The sequence below is a fragment of the Streptomyces sp. NPDC058246 genome (assembly GCF_042881985.1).
Classification (GTDB): Bacteria; Actinomycetota; Actinomycetes; order Streptomycetales; family Streptomycetaceae; genus Streptomyces.
The window spans coordinates 50,126-67,061 of sequence record NZ_JBHVWZ010000013.1 but is presented as its reverse complement, the minus strand read 5'-3'; the positions used below and the strand labels follow the sequence as shown (position 1 = coordinate 67,061).

At 70.8% G+C, this 16,936-nt stretch carries 9 protein-coding genes; 7 read left to right on the top strand and 2 right to left on the bottom strand.

Annotated elements, in window-relative coordinates:
* Positions 1-293: 293 nt before the first annotated feature.
* Positions 294-3,140 (bottom strand): glycoside hydrolase family 3 C-terminal domain-containing protein, encoded by a 2,847-nt coding sequence (locus tag ACFVXA_RS20450; protein ID WP_389471440.1) that lies wholly within the window; start codon positions 3,138-3,140, stop codon positions 294-296.
* Between the two features lie 358 nt (positions 3,141-3,498).
* Here ACFVXA_RS20450 and ACFVXA_RS20445 point away from each other — a divergent pair, with 358 nt between their 5' ends.
* The 7 genes from ACFVXA_RS20445 to ACFVXA_RS20415 all read left to right on the top strand — a co-directional run bounded on the left by ACFVXA_RS20445 (position 3,499) and on the right by ACFVXA_RS20415 (position 14,586).
* Positions 3,499-5,178 (top strand): Tat pathway signal sequence domain protein, encoded by a 1,680-nt coding sequence (locus ACFVXA_RS20445; RefSeq protein ID WP_390025908.1) that lies wholly within the window; start codon positions 3,499-3,501, stop codon positions 5,176-5,178.
* 26 nt (positions 5,179-5,204) lie between these two features.
* Complete coding sequence (locus ACFVXA_RS20440) at positions 5,205-6,281, top strand: ABC transporter permease (protein WP_384024547.1); 1,077 nt, start codon at positions 5,205-5,207, stop codon at positions 6,279-6,281.
* A complete protein-coding gene (locus tag ACFVXA_RS20435) occupies positions 6,278-7,225 on the top strand; it encodes a carbohydrate ABC transporter permease (protein ID WP_390025906.1) in 948 nt (315 codons plus the stop codon). Before ACFVXA_RS20440 ends, ACFVXA_RS20435 begins: the two co-directional genes overlap by 4 nt.
* A 71-nt stretch (positions 7,226-7,296) precedes the next feature.
* Positions 7,297-9,516, top strand: a complete 2,220-nt coding sequence (locus ACFVXA_RS20430; protein WP_390025904.1) for a 1,4-beta-glucanase — start codon at positions 7,297-7,299, stop codon at positions 9,514-9,516.
* A 95-nt stretch (positions 9,517-9,611) separates the two neighbouring features.
* Positions 9,612-11,609, top strand: coding sequence for a beta-galactosidase (locus ACFVXA_RS20425; protein WP_390025902.1), 1,998 nt, complete (start codon positions 9,612-9,614; stop codon positions 11,607-11,609).
* Complete coding sequence (locus ACFVXA_RS20420; RefSeq protein ID WP_390025900.1) at positions 11,606-13,837, top strand: glycoside hydrolase N-terminal domain-containing protein; 2,232 nt, start codon at positions 11,606-11,608, stop codon at positions 13,835-13,837. The genes ACFVXA_RS20425 and ACFVXA_RS20420 overlap by 4 nt, the downstream gene beginning before the upstream one ends.
* 35 nt (positions 13,838-13,872) lie before the next feature.
* Complete coding sequence (locus ACFVXA_RS20415) at positions 13,873-14,586, top strand: hypothetical protein (RefSeq protein ID WP_362029194.1); 714 nt, start codon at positions 13,873-13,875, stop codon at positions 14,584-14,586.
* Positions 14,587-14,637: 51 nt separating this feature from the next.
* Here ACFVXA_RS20415 and ACFVXA_RS20410 read toward each other — a convergent pair whose 3' ends face one another.
* Complete coding sequence (locus ACFVXA_RS20410; RefSeq protein WP_362029191.1) at positions 14,638-16,689, bottom strand: glycoside hydrolase family 31 protein; 2,052 nt, start codon at positions 16,687-16,689, stop codon at positions 14,638-14,640.
* Between the last annotated feature and the right edge of the window lie 247 nt (positions 16,690-16,936).

The window sequence follows — 16,936 nt, the reverse complement described above, 5'->3', positions numbered from 1 at the left end:
CCCCGCTGCGCGCCGGGGGGGGCGGGGGCCCCGTGGGGGGGGGGGCCGCCCCCGCCGACTCGTTTCGGGCCTGTCCGGTTGTCCGGTCCTCCGGTTGTCCGGCCGCCCGGTTGTCCGGTCCTCCGGTTGTCCGGCCGCCCGGTTGTCCGGTCCTCCGGTTGTCCGGCCGCCCGGCTGTCCGGATGGCGAAAAGACTATGGCTAGTGACAATCGTTTTCAGGTAGGCTCGTCCTGAAGGGGTCCGGCACCGATGCCTTCCGGTGCCGGGCCCCTGTGCCGGCCGCTCCGGACCCTCAACCGGAGAAGCCGACGTGCGCGATCCGCAGCGGGCCGCGCAGCTTGAGGTGGACGTCGTGCACACCGGCGGCGGCGATCTCCGCGCCGAGCGTGCTGTAGTCGTACGGTCCCTTTGTCGCGCTCAGGGCCAGTGCGGCGGTCCACGGACCGCCGTCCAGGGAGAGCTCCACGACACCCTCGCCGGCCGCCTCGACGGTGACCGTCCTGATGCCGTCCTCGCCGAAGTCGCAGTGCCGGTAGACGAGTTCACCCGTCCCGCCGTCCTCCGGGGTCGCCGCGTCGCCCGCCTCCTTCGTACGGTCGACGAGGGCGATGTTCCGCTGCCCGTCGAAGTCGGCCGCGTCCAGGCCGCGTTCGCGGACGGGGCGGGGCGCGCCGGGCTCCCCGTCGAGGTCGACCGTCGTACGGAGCCGGATGTCCTCGCTGGAGGCGCCGACGAGCACCTCGTACGCGCCCGGCTCCAGGCGTGGGCGGCCGAGTGCCACGTCCCAGAACTCGAAGGCGGAGAGGGGCAGTTCGAAGGTGAGGTCCGTCGAGGCGCCGGGGTCCAGGTGGACTCGGCGGTGCGCGGCCAGTTCGCGGCGGGGGCGAGGTACGGACGGGGCGACGGCGCGGGTGTAGAGCTGGGCGACCTCGTCGGCGGCCACCTCCCCGGTGTTGGTGACGGTGAAGGAGATCGTCAACGCGTCCGCGTGCGACTGCCCTTGGAGATCGGCGTAGGCGAAGGACGCGTACGACAGGCCGTGCCCGAACGGGAACAGTGGCGTGCCCTCGAAGTACAGATACGTCTGGCGGCCGCCGATCACGTCGTAGTCGAGAAGGTCGGGCAGGTCGTCGTCGCAGGCGTACCAGGTCTGTGGGAGACGGCCCGCGGGAGAGACGTCGCCGGCCAGGACACGGGCCAGCGCCGTACCCGCCGCCTGGCCGCCGTGGGCCGTCCACAGGACCGCCGGGAGGCCGGCCGGGTCCACCGCGTAGGGGTACGCGGAGACCAGGACCAGAGCGGTGTCCGGGTTCGCGGCGCGGGCGGCGCGCAGCAGGCGCTCCTGGTGGGCGGGCAGGCGCAGCGTCGTACGGTCCTCGGTCTCGCGGCCGTTGATGTGCGGGTCGTTGCCCGCCACGACCAGGACGACGTCGGCGGCTGCTGCCGCGCGGGCCACCGCGTCCTCGCCGCGCTCGGTGAACTCCAGCTCGAAGATCTCCGGGTTCTCGGCGGCAACCTTCACCCCGTCGGCGGCGACAGAGACGTAACCCCCCGTCCCCAGGTGCTTCAGGAGGTGACCGTTCTCGTGGGTGTCGGAGGCTTCGAGGCGGAAGGTCTCCTGGACGACCCACCCGCCGGGCTGGTCGGCGGAGGCGCGGACGCAGCCGTCGTCGGCGACCGAGAGGTAGCGGCCGTCGGGGGCGCGCAGCGTCAGCACACCCTCGCCCCAGTCGATCAGCGCGAGTTCGGTGCCGGTGGCGTCGGCGGTCAGCGGGGGCAGGTCCGTGCGGCCCGCGAGGAGCGCCGGGTCCAGCGCGCCCTCGGCGCCGCGCACCTCGTCCGCCGCGACATCGACGACGGGCACCGCCAGATACGTACCGGACGACGTCCTCAGACGGACCCGGTCCACGCCCTCGGCGAACTCGACGCGCTCGGCGCCGAAACGCTCGTACAGGCCTTCCAGGGGCGTCGTGCGGTGGAGGAGTGTGCCGCTGTACCAGTCGAGCTTGCACTCGTCGGCGAGGAGGCCGACGACGGCGATCCGCGCGTGCTCCGAGAGGGGCAGCAGATCGTCGTTCTTCAGCAGTACGAGCGCCTGTTCAGCCGCCTCCCCGGCGAGCGCACGATGGGCCGGCGTGTCGAAGTCCGCGGTGTCGGCGTACGGGTCCGACCGCGGATCGAACTCGCCGAGCCGGAAGCGGACCGTCAGTTGGCGGCGGACCGCCGCGTCGATGTGGGCCTCGCTCAACAGGCCCTGGGCCAGCGCTCCCCGAACGCGTTCGACGATCTTCGAGCCGTCCGTGCCGTGGTCGGTGAAGCTGTCGACCCCGGCGATGATCGCGGCGGCGGTCGCCTCCTCGTGGGTGTCGAAGTAGTGCTCGGAGTCGACCAGGTTGGAGGGTGCGCCCGCGTCCGAGCAGACCAGCAGCTCCTGGTCGGTCCAGGTGCGCAGATGCTCGCGCAGATACGGCGAGACGTGGTTGGGGCGGCCGTTGACCAGGTTGTACGCGGGCATCACGCCGGCGACCGCGCCCGCCACGACGGTCTCGCGGAAGGCGCGCAGGTCGTACTCGTGCAGCACGCGCGGGCGGACCGAGGAGGACGTCGTATCGCGGTCCGTCTCGTTGTTGTGCGCGAGCCAGTGCTTGAGGACGGGCGCCGTGCGCCAGTACTCCGGGTGATCGCCGCGCAGGCCCCGGGTGTACGCCGTGGCGAGGGCGGAGGTGAGCTTCGGGTCCTCCGAGTAGCCCTCCTCGTTGCGGCCCCACAAGGGGTGGCGCAGGAGATTCACCGTGGGGGACCAGACATTGAGGCCCACGCGGTCGTCGCGGGCGCGCATCGCGCGGGCCTCGGCGGAGACCGCCTCGCCGACGCGGCGCACGAGGTCGTCGTTCCAGGTCGCGCCGAGCCCCACGGCCTGCGGGAAGACCGTCGCCGGACCCATCCAGGCCACCCCGTGCAGCGCTTCCTGTCCGGTGCGGAAGGCCCCGACGCCCAGCCGCTCGACGGCGGGCGTGAACTGGTGCAGGAACGCGATCCGTTCGTCGAGGGTGAGTCGTGTCAACAGGTCGTCGACGCGCTTCGCGAGCGGCAGTCGCGCATCGCGAAAAGCCGGCGGGGGCGGCGGTTGTGCGGTCACGTGGTGATCCTTTTGCGAGGGAGCGAGGGGGCGCTTTCGAAGCGCTTCGATGCTCATTCGACCGAGAGTCAGGTGTCAAGGCTCATGGCGCAACAACTCCGTCTCCTCGCCATGATGTCAAGTGCCAGAAGGAGACGCTCTGTTGGAGGACACCTCCGAGGAATCTCGGGATCGAGTCTTGTGCACCCCCAGGCGTTCACTTAACCTCGCAGCAACATCGAAGCGCTTCGACTGGACTTCCTCTCCTGGAGACGGAGTCCTCCGACGACCGCTTCAGCTCAGCCAGTTCCACTCAAGACACCGCAGCCGACGGCTGAACCGCCGGGTGTCCTGCTGTGCGCCATGAAGGGTTGACGCAATGACGCCGAACTCCGCCACCTCCGCTCCCAGCCGGAGAAGCTTCCTCGCCTCCACGGCGGTCGCCGCGGCCGCCGTGGCCGGGGGGATGCCGCTGCTCGCCGCGTGCGGCGGCGGGAACGACGGCAACAAGGACGGCACGACCTCCGGGAAGGACGCCCAGAAGATCCTTCCGGCCTTCGTGGCGTCGAGCGTCGTGACACCCGACATCCCGGCGAAGAACGGGTCGGCGGCGGGCTTCACCCAGGCGATCGACCTGAACGCGCTGAAGACGTCCGTGCCGAAGAAGCTGGGCAGCGGCGGCAAGCTGAAGATCATGGCGCCGCTGTGGGGCACCCCGCCGTCCGACGACAACGCCTACTACAAGGCCATGAACGAGGCCGCCGGAACCGACGTGACCTGGCAGAACCAGGACGGCAACACCTACGACGAGAAGCTCGGCGCCATCCTCGCCTCCAGCGACATCCCGGACGCGGTGGTCGTCCCGGGCTGGAACCTGATGGGCAAGATACCCAGCGCCATCAACGCCAAGTTCGCCGACCTCGGCCCCTACCTGTCCGGCGACAAGGTCAAGGACTACCCGAACCTCGCGGCCGTACCGACCGACGCCTGGCAGCGGGCCATCTTCGGCGGCCGACTGCGCGCGATCCCGATGCCGGCCTCCTGCGTCACGAACATCACGCCCTTCTACCGCAAGGACATCTTCGCCAAGAAGGGGTACCAACTCCCCAGGACGGCAGACGAGTTCCTGGCCTGGGCGAAGGAGGCCACCGACGCCAAGGCCAAGGTGTGGGCCTGCGACGACCTGAAGTGGACCGCCTTCAACATCTACGGCGTGCTCAACGGCAGCGACAAGGCGCTGTGGTGGAACCTCGAAGGCGGCAAGCTGGTCAACCGCATCGAGACCGAGGCGTACCTCGAAGCCCTGGAGTGGATGCGCAAGCTCTACTCGGCCGGTGTGGTCCACCCCGACGCCAAGGCCGTCAAGGGCGACGCGGCCAACCGGTTCACCGCCGGCCAGTCGCTCGTCTTCAACGGAGACATCTCCTACTGGTACGGCCTGACGGCCGAACAGAACACCCAGAAGACCGACTTCGAGATCGGCGCGTTCGACATCTTCGGCTCCGACGGCGGCGACCCCACGCTGTGGGCGACCCAGCCCGCGGGCATCTTCACCTTCGTCAGCAAGAAGGCGTCGAAGCAGCAGATCAAGGACTTCCTCGCGCTCGCCAACTACTGCGCCGCGCCGTACGGCACCAAGGAGTACATGCTCACGGTCTACGGCGTCGAGGGCACCGACTACACGCTCAAGAAGGGCCTGCCCACCAAGACCACCAAAGGCACCAACGAGGTCAACGGCGCCTACGACTACACCGGCGACCCGGCCGCGTATCTCGCCCACCCCGATCTGCCGGAGATCGCCAAGCTCCAGGTCGAATGGCAGCAGCGCATGGGCGCCTTCACGAAGAAGTCCTCCTTCTACGGTCTGACCGTCACCGAGCCCAACCGATGGACCAACCTCGCCAACGACTTCGAGCAGCTGGAGGACGACATCGTCCGCGGCCGCAAGAAGATCAGCGACATGCAGCAGGCCGTCTCCGACTGGAAGAAGAAGGGCGGCGACGACCTGCGCGCCTGGTACAAGAGGCTGCTCGACGACAACGGCTCCACGGCCAAGTGACGCAGGGCTGAGGCAAGGAGAAGGCCGTGTCCCACAGCACGGTGCCTCGGAGCAGGGCCGGGGCGAAGCGGAGTACGAAGAGGCCGGGCGGCGGTCCGGGCGGGGGTTCTGCCGACGGGTCCGGCACGAAGACCGGCGGGCAGGACGGCGGGAAGCGGGCCGGGAGGCGGGCCGGGAAGCTGAGTTTCCGGCTCCGGTTCAGACGCGACCGCACCCTGGTCCTGATGACCCTGCCGGCGGTCGCGCTGGTCCTCGTCTTCACCTACATACCGGTTCTCGGCAACATCGTCGCCTTCCAGGACTACGACCCCTACCTGAGCGACAACGGCTTCGTCGCCATGTTCGAGAGCCCCTGGGTCGGCTTCGAGAACTTCCAGCGGATCTTCGAGGACTCCGCCTTCTGGCACGCGGTGCAGAACACCTTCGTGCTGTTCTTCCTCCAACTGGTGCTGTACTTCCCGATCCCGATCGTGCTCGCGCTGCTCATCAACAGCGTGGTCAGACCCCGGGTCCGGGCGGTCGCCCAGGCGATCATGTATCTCCCGCACTTCTTCTCCTGGGTCCTCGTCGTCACCGTCTTCCAGCAGGTCTTCGGTGGCGCGGGCATCATCGCGCAGACCCTGCGGCAACACGGGCACAAGGGCATCGACCTGATGACCGACCCGGGGATCTTCAAGTTCCTGGTGACCGCGGAGGGCGTCTGGAAGGACGCGGGCTGGGGCATCATCGTCTTCCTCGCGGCCCTGTCCTCCGTCTCGAACGACCTGTACGAGGCCGCCGCGATGGACGGAGCCGGGCGCCTGCGCCGCATGTGGCACGTCACGCTGCCCGCGCTGCGCCCGGTGATCGCCCTGCTCCTGGTGCTCCGCGTCGGTGACGCGCTCACCGTCGGCTTCGAGCAACTGCTGCTCCAGCGCGACTCGGTGGGCCCCGGAGCATCCGAGGTCCTGGACACCTACGTCTGGTGGAACGGCATCCGCAACCAGGACTTCAGTTACGCCGCTGCCGCCGGACTCATCAAGGGCATCGTCGGCCTGGGGCTCGTCCTGACCGCCAACAAGGTCGCCCATCTCATGGGTGAGCAGGGGGTGTACAAGAAATGACCGCCGTCATCGACAAGCCCGTCAGCGCGCCCGTCGACAAGCCGAGCCGATGGGCCGCACCGCCCCGCCCGCCCTGGGAGGAGGAGCCGAGCGCGGCGGGCCTCGCGGGCAAAGGGCTCACCCTCACCCTGGCCGCCTTCGCGATCCTCTTCCCGCTCTGGATCGTCGTCGTCACCAGCCTCCAGTCGAAGAAGACCATCGACGCGGCCGGCGGGCTGGTGGTGTTCCCCAAGGGCATCACCTTCGTCGCCTACAAGGAACTGCTCACCGGCGGCCAGGTCCAGCGCGCCGCCATGGTCAGCCTGGGCGTGACCCTCGTCGGCACGTTGTTCAGCATGACCGTCTCGGTCCTGTGCGCCTACGGCCTCTCGCGCGTCGGATCGCTCGGACACCGCTGGCTGCTGATGCTGCTGCTCGCCACGATGTTCTTCGGCGCGGGCCTCATCCCCACCTACCTGCTGGTGCAGGCCCTCGGCCTCACCGACACCTACCTCGCGCTGATCCTGCCGAGCGCGGTGAGCGTCTTCAACATCCTGGTGCTGCGCTCGTTCTTCATGGGCATCTCACCCGAACTCGTCGACAGCGCCCGCATCGACGGCGCCGGTGACTGGCGCATCCTGTGGCAGATCGTGATGCCGCTCTCCCGGGCGGTGCTCGCGGTGATCTCCCTCTTCTACGCGGTCGGCTACTGGAGCGCCTGGTTCAACGCCTCCATCTACCTGACCGACCAGGACATGATGCCGCTGCAGAACGTCATGATCCAGCTGGTGCAGAAGCAGGAACGGCCGGTCGGTCTCGCCACCCAGATCAACACGGGGCAACTGTCGCCGCTCGCCGTCCAGATGGCCGTGATGGTGCTGGCGCTGCTGCCGGTCGCGGTGCTTTCGCCGTTCGTCCAGCGGCACTTCAAGAAGGGCATGCTCACCGGGGCCGTCAAAGGCTGACCGGCATCCGCCCGCCACCGGTCCCCCTCCGCTCCGCCGCGGTCGACCCCTCTCGCAGAACGAGGTATGTCATGCGCACGCCCCGCCCGAGCAGACGAGCCGTTCTCGCCGGAACCGCCGCCACGGCCGCGCTTGCCGCCGTCCCCGTCGCCGGCGCCCCGGCTCAGGCGGCCCCCGCCCCGGACGGGCCGCCGTACCGCTGGCGCAACGTCGTCATCGGCGGCACCGGCTTCATCACCGGTGTCCTGTTCCACCCCGCCGTACGCGGACTCGTCTACGCCCGTACCGACATCGGCGGCGCCTACCGCTGGGACGACCGGGACGCCCGCTGGACGCCACTCACCGATCACCTCGGCTGGGACGACTGGAACCTGCTCGGAGTCGAGGCGCTCGCCGTCGACGCCGCGCACCCGGAGCGGCTGTACCTCGCCGTCGGTACCTACGCCCAGTCGTGGGCGGGCAACGGCGCGGTGCTGCGTTCCGAGGACCGCGGCGCCACCTGGACCCGCACCGACCTGACCGTGCAGCTCGGCGCCAACGAGGACGGGCGGGGCGCCGGGGAACGGCTCCTCGTCGATCCGCGGGACAGTGACACCCTGTGGCTGGGAACCAGACACGACGGGTTGCTCAAGTCCACCGACCGAGGGACCACCTGGGCGGCCGTCACCGCCTTTCCGGCGACCGCGAGCTCCGCCGGGCAGGGCATCACGTTCCTCGTCGCGGCCGGGCGCGGCGTGTACGCCGGCTGGGGCGACGGCGACGGCACGCCGGGCACGGCGAACCTGTACCGCACGGCCGACGGCACGACCTGGGAGGCCGTACCCGGGCAGCCGTCCGGCACCTCCGCCAAGGTCCCGCTCCGGGCCGCGTACGACACGCACACCCGCGATCTGTACGTGACCTACGGCAACGCGCCCGGTCCCAACGGCCAGTCCGACGGCAGTGTGCACAAGCTGCGCACCACCACGGGGACGTGGACCGACGTGACACCGGTGCGGCCGGGCGGCACCACGACCGACGGTTCGACGGACACCTTCGCCTACGGCGGACTCGCCGTCGACGCCCGCCGCTCGGGCACCCTCGTCGTGTCCACCAACAACCGCTGGGCCGACGGCGACACGCTCTTCCGGTCCACGGACGGCGGCCGCGGGTGGACGTCCCTCAAGGACGTGGCTGTCTTCGACGTGTCCGAGACTCCCTTCCTCGACTGGGGTGGTGACCGGCCCAAGTTCGGATGGTGGATCCAGGCGGTCGCCGTCGACCCGTACGACTCGAAGCACGTCGTGTACGGGACCGGCGCGACCCTCTACGGCACCCGCGACCTCAAGCGCTGGGCGCCGCGGATCCGCGGACTGGAGGAGACCGCCGTGCACCGGCTGATCTCGCCCCCGGCCGGGGAAGCGCATCTGATCAGCGGACTCGGGGACGTCGGCGTGATGTACCACGAGCGGCTCACGGCGTCTCCGTCGCGCGGCATGGCGGCGAACCCCGTGTTCGGGTCGGCGACGGGACTCGCGCAGGCCGCGTGCAGGCCGTCGTACGTCGTCCGCGCGGGCTGGGGCGACCACGGCAACGGTGCCCACTCCAACGACGGCGGACGGACCTGGGCGCCCTTCGCGGCCCAGCCCGACATCGCCCGGAGCGCACCGGGACCGATCGCCACCAGCGCCGACGGCAGCACCCTGCTGTGGTCCTTCGTGCACTGGGACGGCACGACGTACGCGGCGCACCGCTCGACGGACAACGGTGAGACCTGGTGCGAGGTCTCCTCCTTCCCGAAGGGCGCCACACCGGTCGCCGACCCGGCCGACCCGACGCTCTTCTACGCGTACGACACCGACACGGGAACACTGTTCGTCAGCACCGACAGCGGCCGTTCCTTCACGGCCCGTGCGACCGGGCTGCCCTCCGGGGACAGCCAGTTCAAGCTGGTCGCGGCGCCCGGGCGGAGCGGTGACCTCTGGCTCAGCGTGAAGTGGAACGGCCTCCATCGGTCCACCGACGGCGGCGCGACCTTCTCGAAGATCGCCGGCTGCCGGGCCTCGTACACGCTCGGCTTCGGCAAGGCGGCCGAGGGCGCGGACTACCCGGCGATCTACCAGGTCGGCGCGACGGGGGCGACCACCGCCGTGCAGCGCTCCGACGACGTGGCCAAGACCTGGGTCCGCATCAACGACGACGCTCACCAGTGGGGCTGGATCGGTGAGGTCGTCACCGGCGACCCCCGCGTCCACGGCCGTGTCTACCTCGGCACCAACGGCCGAGGAATCCAGTACGGGGAGCCCATCTGATGCCCAGGGACAGGGAACCGACGCCCACGCGCAAAGACCGGGCACCGACGAAAACGGATCCGACGCCCACGCGCAAAGACCGGGCGCCGACAAAAATGGATCCGACGCCCACGCGCAACGCGCCGAGCCTCGCCGACGCCACCCGCGGCCGCATCCTCTTCGGGGGCGACTACAACCCCGAGCAGTGGCCCGAGGAGACCTGGCAGGAGGACGTACGCCTCATGAAGGAGGCCGGCGTCAACTCCGTCACCGTCGGCGTCTTCTCCTGGGCGAAGCTCGAACCGCGCCCTGGAGCACGGGAGTTCGGCTGGCTGGACCGGCTGATGGACCTGATGCACGAGCACGGCATCGGGGTCGTCCTCGCGACCCCCACGGCCTCACCCCCGCCCTGGATGGGCCGGCTGCACCCCGAGACGCTGCCCCGCGACGAGGACGGACGCGTCGAATGGTGGGGTTCCCGCCAGCACTTCTCGCACTCGAGCGCCGCCTACCGCCGCCACGCCGCCGCCCTCACCGAGGACCTGGCCGCCCGCTACGGCAGCCACCCGGCGCTCACGATGTGGCACATCAACAACGAGTACTGCACCTTCGACTACGGCGACGAGGCGGCCGCCGCCTTCCGCCGCTGGCTCCAGGACAAGTACGGCACCGTCGAGGCGCTCAACAGGGCCTGGGGAACAGCCTTCTGGAGCCAGGGCTACGACGGCTGGCACGAGGTACTGCCACCGCGCCACGCCCACTACATGAAGAACCCGACGCACGTGCTCGACTTCAAGCGCTTCACCTCCGACATGCTCCTGGAGTGTTACGCCGCCGAGCGGGACATCGTCCGCCGGCACACCCCGCACATCCCGGTCACCACCAACTTCATGCCGCTGTGGGTGGGCCAGGACGCGTGGAAGTGGGCCGCCGAGGAGGACGTCGTCTCCGTCGACAGCTACCCCGACCCGCGCGACCCCCTCGGCGCCCAGGACAACGCGCTGCTCCAGGACATGACGCGCTCCCAGGCCGCGGGCGGCCCCTGGATGCTGATGGAGCAGGCGGCCGGACCGGTCAACTGGCGCGGCGTGAACCACCCCAAGCCGCGCGGCCTCAACCGCCTCTGGTCCCTGCAGGCCGTCGCGCGCGGCGCCGACGCCGTCTGCTACTTCCAGTGGCGGCAGTCCCGGCAGGGCGCGGAGAAGTTCCACTCGGGGATGGTCAGCCACGCGGGGGAGCGGGGCCGCACCTTCCAGGAGGTCAAGCGGATCGGTGCCGAACTCGCCCGTATCGGCACCGAAGTGACGGGGACGCCCGTGCTGTCCGACATCGCGATCCTGCACGAGTGGAACTCCTGGTGGGCGGGCGCGCAGGACGGCCGCCTCTCGTCCGAGGTCGACTACGCCGAGGTCGTACGCGCCTGGCACCGCGCCCTGTGGGAGGCCCACCTCACCACGGCCTTCGCTCACCCGGAGCACGACCTCACCGGGTACCGCCTCGTGGTCGTACCGCAGCTGTACCTGCTGACGGACGCGGCGATCGACAACCTCCTCGCGTACGTACGCGGCGGGGGCACCCTCGTCTGCGGATTCCTCACCGGAGTCGCCGACGAGGACGACCGGGTCCGGCCCGGCGGCATGGACGCGCGGCTGCGCGAACTGTTCGGCATCCGCACCCTGCACGAGTGGTGGCCGTTGGACGCGGGGTCGACCGCCGAGTGCGAGGGCTTCCGCGGCACTCTGTGGTCCGAGGAGATCGAGGCCGAGGACGGCGTCGCGGCGGCCCGGTACGAGGGCGGCGAGCTGCACGGGCTGCCGGCCGTGCTCCGCAGGGGCGGTGCCTGGTACGTCTCCACGCTTCCCGAGCCCGAGGCGCTGCGCGACCTGCTGGCCCGGATCGCGGAGGACGCGGGGGTCCGGCCGCCGCTGGACGGCCTTCCCGCCGGTGTGGAGGCCGTACGCCGGGGCGGGCTGCTGTTCCTCCTCAACCACGGGCGGGACGCGGTCACCGTCTCGGTGCCCGGCCGCCTTCGCGACCTGCTCACCGGCGCCGACGTCGCCAAGACCGTGGAGCTGGGCCGGTACGGCGTGGTCGTACTGGAGGAAGCCCCATGAGCGCGCCCGCCCGCGGCACCTGGGAGCCACTGCCCGCCGCCCGCTGGGAGGACGCCTTCCTGAGCGGGAACGGCACCCACGGCGCCATGGTGTTCGGTGATCCGAACAGTGACCGCGTCATCGTCAACCATCACCGTCTGGTCTGTCCGAACGGCAGCGCGCAGGCGCGCCCACCCGCTCTCGCCGGGCGGCTCGCCGAAGTTCAGGACCGGTTGCTGGCCGGAGACGTCACGGCGGGGGAGGATTTCACCGACGGGCGGCCGCTGCTGTGGGTGCAGCCCTACCACCCCGCCTTCCAGGTGCGACTGCGCCGTCCGGCCGCGGAGTGGTCCGGGTACCGGCGCGAGGTCGACTTCAGCACCGGCGTCGTCGGCGCCGAGTGCGGCAGCTGGCGCAGCGAGGTCTTCGTCTCCCGCGCCGACGATGTCGTGGTCCAGTACGTGACGGAGTCCGACCTCACCGTCGAGGTGACGCTCGACCACCGGCTGCCGGGTGCGCCCACCGGTCTGACGGTGGGGCACAGTGCCGTCCTGGCCCCGGACGGCGCCCTCCTCACGCTGCGCGCCCGCTACCCGGACAGCGGCCTGGCGTACACCGGAGTGACGCTGGTCGTCACCGACGGACCGACCCGGGCCGCGCTCCCCGGCGTACGGGTCGAGGGCGCGCGCTCGCTGCTCCTGCTCACGCGGGTACGGCGGCACGCCGGGGAGCTGGACGTCCTGGCCGAGGCCCGCGCACTGCGCGCCCTGCTGCCCCGGCGCGACGGCCACGCCGGCACCGACCCCGGCCCCGACGCCTTCGGCTACGCCCGTCTCCTCGCCCGCCACACCGCCCTCCACCGCTCCGCCTACCTCCGCACCGCCCTCGACCTGCACGCCGACGACGCCGAACGCGCGCTCCCCGGCTCGGAGTTGCTCCGCCGGCCCAAGAGCCCCGCCCTCCTGGAGCGGCTCTTCGCGGCGGGCCGCTATCACCTGCTGTCCGCCGCCGGGACGCTGCCGCCGCGGCTGACCGGGCTGTGGACCGGTGACTGGGACACGGCATGGTCCGGGGCGTTCACCACGGACGCCAATCTCAACCTCCAGACCGCGTCGGCCGCCGCAGCCGCACTCCCGGAGGTCACCGAGGCCCATGCCGCCCTGATCCACGGCCAGTTGACCCACTGGCGCGAGAACGCCCGCACGGTCTTCGGCACCCGTGGTGTCGTCGCTCCCGCGCACACCGACGGCGAGTCCGCTCTTGTCCACCACCTCAGCCGTGAGTACCCGCTGCACGTGTGGACCGCCGGCGCCGACTGGCTCCTCAAGCCTCTCGTGGACCACGACGAGACCGGCGGCGCACGCGACCCGCGCCTCGGCGCGGCCCTCGCCGAAGTGGCGTACTTCTACGAGGACTTCCTCACCCGCACCGACGACGCCGGCCAACTCGTGATCGTGCCGTCGTACTCCCCGGAGAACCGGCCCGCGAACGCCGGCTGGGTCACCCTCAACGCCGCCATGGACCTCTCCGCGGCCCGGCACGCGCTGCGCACCGCGGCCGGCTACCACCCCGGAACCGAGGACGCCGAGCGCTGGCGCGCGCTCGCCGGCCGGCTGCCGCCGCACCGCGTCAACGCCGAGGGCGCCCTCGCCGAATGGGCCTGGCCCGGCCTCGACGACACCTATGACCACCGGCATCTCAGCCACCTCTACGGCGTCTGGCCGCTCGACGAGATCAACCCGTACGACACCCCGGAGCTCGCCGCGGCGGCCCATCGCGCGCTCGAGCTGCGCGGCACCGAGAACGACTCCGCGCACGGTCACCTCCACCACGCCCTGGTGGCGGCCCGGCTCAGGGACGGGGCCCGGGTGGCGGGAGCCCTCGACAACGTCCTGGCCGGGGACTACTTCCACACTTCCCTGATGAGCGCGCACTACCCGAACCGGCACGTCTACAACGCGGACGCCGCCCACACGTTGCCCGCCGTGCTGATCGAGATGCTCGTCCAGTCGACGCCCGAACGGCTGGTGCTGCTGCCCGCGCTTCCGGCGGCGTACCCGACGGGCCGGCTACGTGGCGTCCGCACGCGGTTCGGGGCGGAGATCGACCTCACCTGGAGCCCGCGCGAAGCCACCGCGGTCATCCGCCCCGCCCGTACCCACCGCATCGAAGTCCGGACTTCCCTCGGCGCCGCACCACTCGACCTCGTCGCCGGAGAAGACCACGTCCTCACCCTGGGGGCGTGGTGACCCCCGCAACTCCCCCCACCCATGGAAGGGACACCATGGCAACACGCACGCTGAGCAGGATCACCAAGGCGATGCTGGCCCCCGCCCTCGCGTTGGGCGCCACCGTCGGCCTCGCCTCCGCCCCCGCCCAGGCGGCCGTCTGGAACTCCTGCGACCAGTGGGGCAACACCACCCTGAACGGCTACACGCTCTACAACAACATCTGGGGCTCCGGCGCCGGCAGCCAGTGCATCTGGGCCAACTCCGGAACCAGCTGGGGCGTGTGGGCGAACCACCCGAACACCGGCGGCATCAAGTCCTACCCCAACTCCAAGAAGGTGATCAACAAGTCGATCACCTCACTCGGCTCGCTCTCCAGCAGCTACAACGTCACGGTCCCGTCGTCCGGCGCGTACAACACGTCGTACGACATCTGGGACACGGACTATGACTACGAGATCATGCTCTGGGTCAACAGGACCGGCGCCGTCGGACCCCTCGGCACCTCGCAGGGCAACGTGACGCTGGGCGGTCACACCTGGACCGTCTACAAGGGCGACAACGGTGCCAACGAGGTCTTCTCCTTCGTGCGCACCTCGAACTCCAGCTCCGGCACGGTGAACGTCCTGCCGATCCTGAAGTGGATCAAGGACACCAAGGGCTGGTTCGGCGACGAGACCATCGGCGACGTGCAGTTCGGCTTCGAGATCACCTCGTCCTCGGGCGGCCTCGACTTCGCCGCCAACAACCTGACGGTCAGCAGCAGTTGATCCGCGGATGAGAGTGCGGCCAGCCCCTCACGGGGGACCGGCCGCACTCGGCTATTCGGCCACGGGCAGCCGCGCCCCGTCCCGCAGGAACAGCGGAATGCGGTCCAGCGGGGCGTCGACCGTCACGGCCGAGCCGCCTTCGTACGTCTCACCCGTCCACGCGTCCGTCCAGAACGAGCCCGCCGGGAGGTACGCCGTGCGGGCCGTCGCGCCCGCGGTGAGGACCGGCGCGACGAGGAGGTCGGGGCCGAAGAGGTACGCGTCGTCCACCGGCCAGGCGGCCGGGTCGTCCGGGAACTCCAGGAACAGCGGCCGCAGCACCGGAAGTCCCTCCTCGTGGGCCTCCCGCATCACCTTCAGGACGTACGGCTTCAGGCGCTCGCGCAGCCGCAGGTACTTCTCCAGGATGGCGCCGGCCTCCTCGCCGTACGACCAGACCTCGTTCGGGCCGCCGGTCATGTCGGGGCCGAGTGGCATGCCGGGATCGCGGAAGCCGTGCAGGCGCATCAGCGGGGACAGCGTGCCGAACTGGAACCAGCGGACCATGACCTCGCGGTAGGCCGGATCGTCCGGGTCGCCGCCGTGGAAGCCGCCGATGTCGGTGTTCCACCAAGGGATGCCGGAGAGCGCGGTGTTGAGGCCGGCGGCGATCTGGCGGCGCAGGGTCGCGAAGTCGGTGCCGATGTCGCCGGACCACAGGGCGGCGCCGTAGCGCTGACTGCCCGCCCACGCCGAGCGGTTGAGCGTGACGACTTCGCTCTCCCCGGCGGCCAGCAGGCCCTCGTAGAAGGTGCGGGCGTTCTCGCGGGGGTAGAGGTTGCCCACCTCCAGGCCCGGGCCCCCGTGGTAGCGCAGGTTCTCCTGGAAGCCCGGTTTCAGCTCCGGCTCGCAGGCGTCCAGCCAGAAGGCCGTGATCCCGTACGGGTCGAGGTAGTTGTCCTTCACCCGCGACCAGAGGAAGTCGCGCGCCTGCGGGTTCGTCGCGTCGTAGAAGGCCACCTGGACGGTGGAGGCGACCTCTTTGTCGGGCCAGTCGGCGTGCGCCATCGGCCCGTACTCGGTGCCGATGAAGTAGCCGCGCTGTTCCATGAGGTGATGGTTCTCCGAGAGGGGGGACACCGACGGCCAGACCGACACGACCAGCTTGACGCCGAGTTCCGCCAGCTCCCGCCGCATCGCCGCCGGGTCCGGCCACTCCGCCGGGTCGAACTTCCAGTCGCCCAGGTGGGTCCAGTGGAAGAAGTCGCAGACGATGGCGGACAGCGGCAGGCCCCGGCGTCTGTACTCGCGGGCCACGCCCAGCAGTTCGTCCTGGGTGCGGTAGCGCAGCTTGCACTGCCAGAAGCCGGCCGCCCACGCGGGCAGCATCGGCGTACGGCCGGTGACGGCGCTGTAGCGGCGCTGACCGTCGGCGGGGGTGCCCGCCGTGATCCAGTAGTCCAGCTGACGAGCGGAGTCGGCGACCCAGCGGGTGCCGTTGCCCGCGAGTTCCACCCTGCCGATGGCCGGGTTGTTCCACAGGAAGGTGTAGCCGCGGCTGGAGACGAGCACCGGGACGCTCACCTCGGCGTTGCGCTGGACCAGGTCCAGGACCGCGCCCTTCTGGTCGAACAGCCCGTGCTGGTGCTGCCCGAGCCCGTACAGCTTCTCGCCCTCGTACGCCGCGAAACGCTGCTCCAGACGGTGGTGGCCGTTCCCGGTGGGCGTGTAGAGGCGCGCGCCCGGCCACCAGAAGTGGGCGCGTTCCTCGGCGAGGATGTCCGTGCCGTCCGCCGTGCGGACGAAGCGCAGCTGTCCCTCGGCACTGACGCACACGGTCAGCGCGCCGACCGTCAACTGCCCCTGCCCGTCCTCGATCTTGACGGTGTACGAGGTCGAGGGGGGCTCGTCGAGGAGCGCGCCGGGGAGTGCTTCGAGCACCGGGCCGCCGAGGCGCGCGCGGACCCGGACCGCGTCCGGCCCCCACGGCTCGACGCGGACGGTCTCCTGACGGCCGCTCCACTCCAGTGCGCCGTCCCGCTCGCGGAACGTGCCGAGGGTCGGGGAGGACTGCGCGAGGCTGACCGCGCCTTCAGCGGACTGGTTTTCGGCAGGCTGATTCACGTGGGGTGCTCCTGGAGTAAGGAGTGGCGAAGTGACCCGGCGCGGCTCTGGCGGGCCGGGACAGGGTGGGTGCCCTCAGGTGCCCTCACCCGAAGGGCGCGGCTCATCGGTGCCGGACCCTTGGAAGGACGTACGGCTCGGTGTACGGCGCCCCGCGGCGGGGCGTTGGACGTGGTGGGTGGCGTGGTGGGGTGTCGTGGTGGGTGGCGCGTGGTGGGCGGCGCCCCGTGGCAGGGCGTACGACGTG

Coding starts and splice junctions, on each gene's coding strand:
- ACFVXA_RS20435 (WP_390025906.1), top strand. CDS start 6,278: ATGACCGCCGTCATCGACAAGCCCGTCAGCGCGCCCGTCGACAAGCCG.
- ACFVXA_RS20425 (WP_390025902.1), top strand. CDS start 9,612: ATGGATCCGACGCCCACGCGCAACGCGCCGAGCCTCGCCGACGCCACC.
- ACFVXA_RS20420 (WP_390025900.1), top strand. CDS start 11,606: ATGAGCGCGCCCGCCCGCGGCACCTGGGAGCCACTGCCCGCCGCCCGC.
- ACFVXA_RS20415 (WP_362029194.1), top strand. CDS start 13,873: ATGGCAACACGCACGCTGAGCAGGATCACCAAGGCGATGCTGGCCCCC.
- ACFVXA_RS20430 (WP_390025904.1), top strand. CDS start 7,297: ATGCGCACGCCCCGCCCGAGCAGACGAGCCGTTCTCGCCGGAACCGCC.
- ACFVXA_RS20445 (WP_390025908.1), top strand. CDS start 3,499: ATGACGCCGAACTCCGCCACCTCCGCTCCCAGCCGGAGAAGCTTCCTC.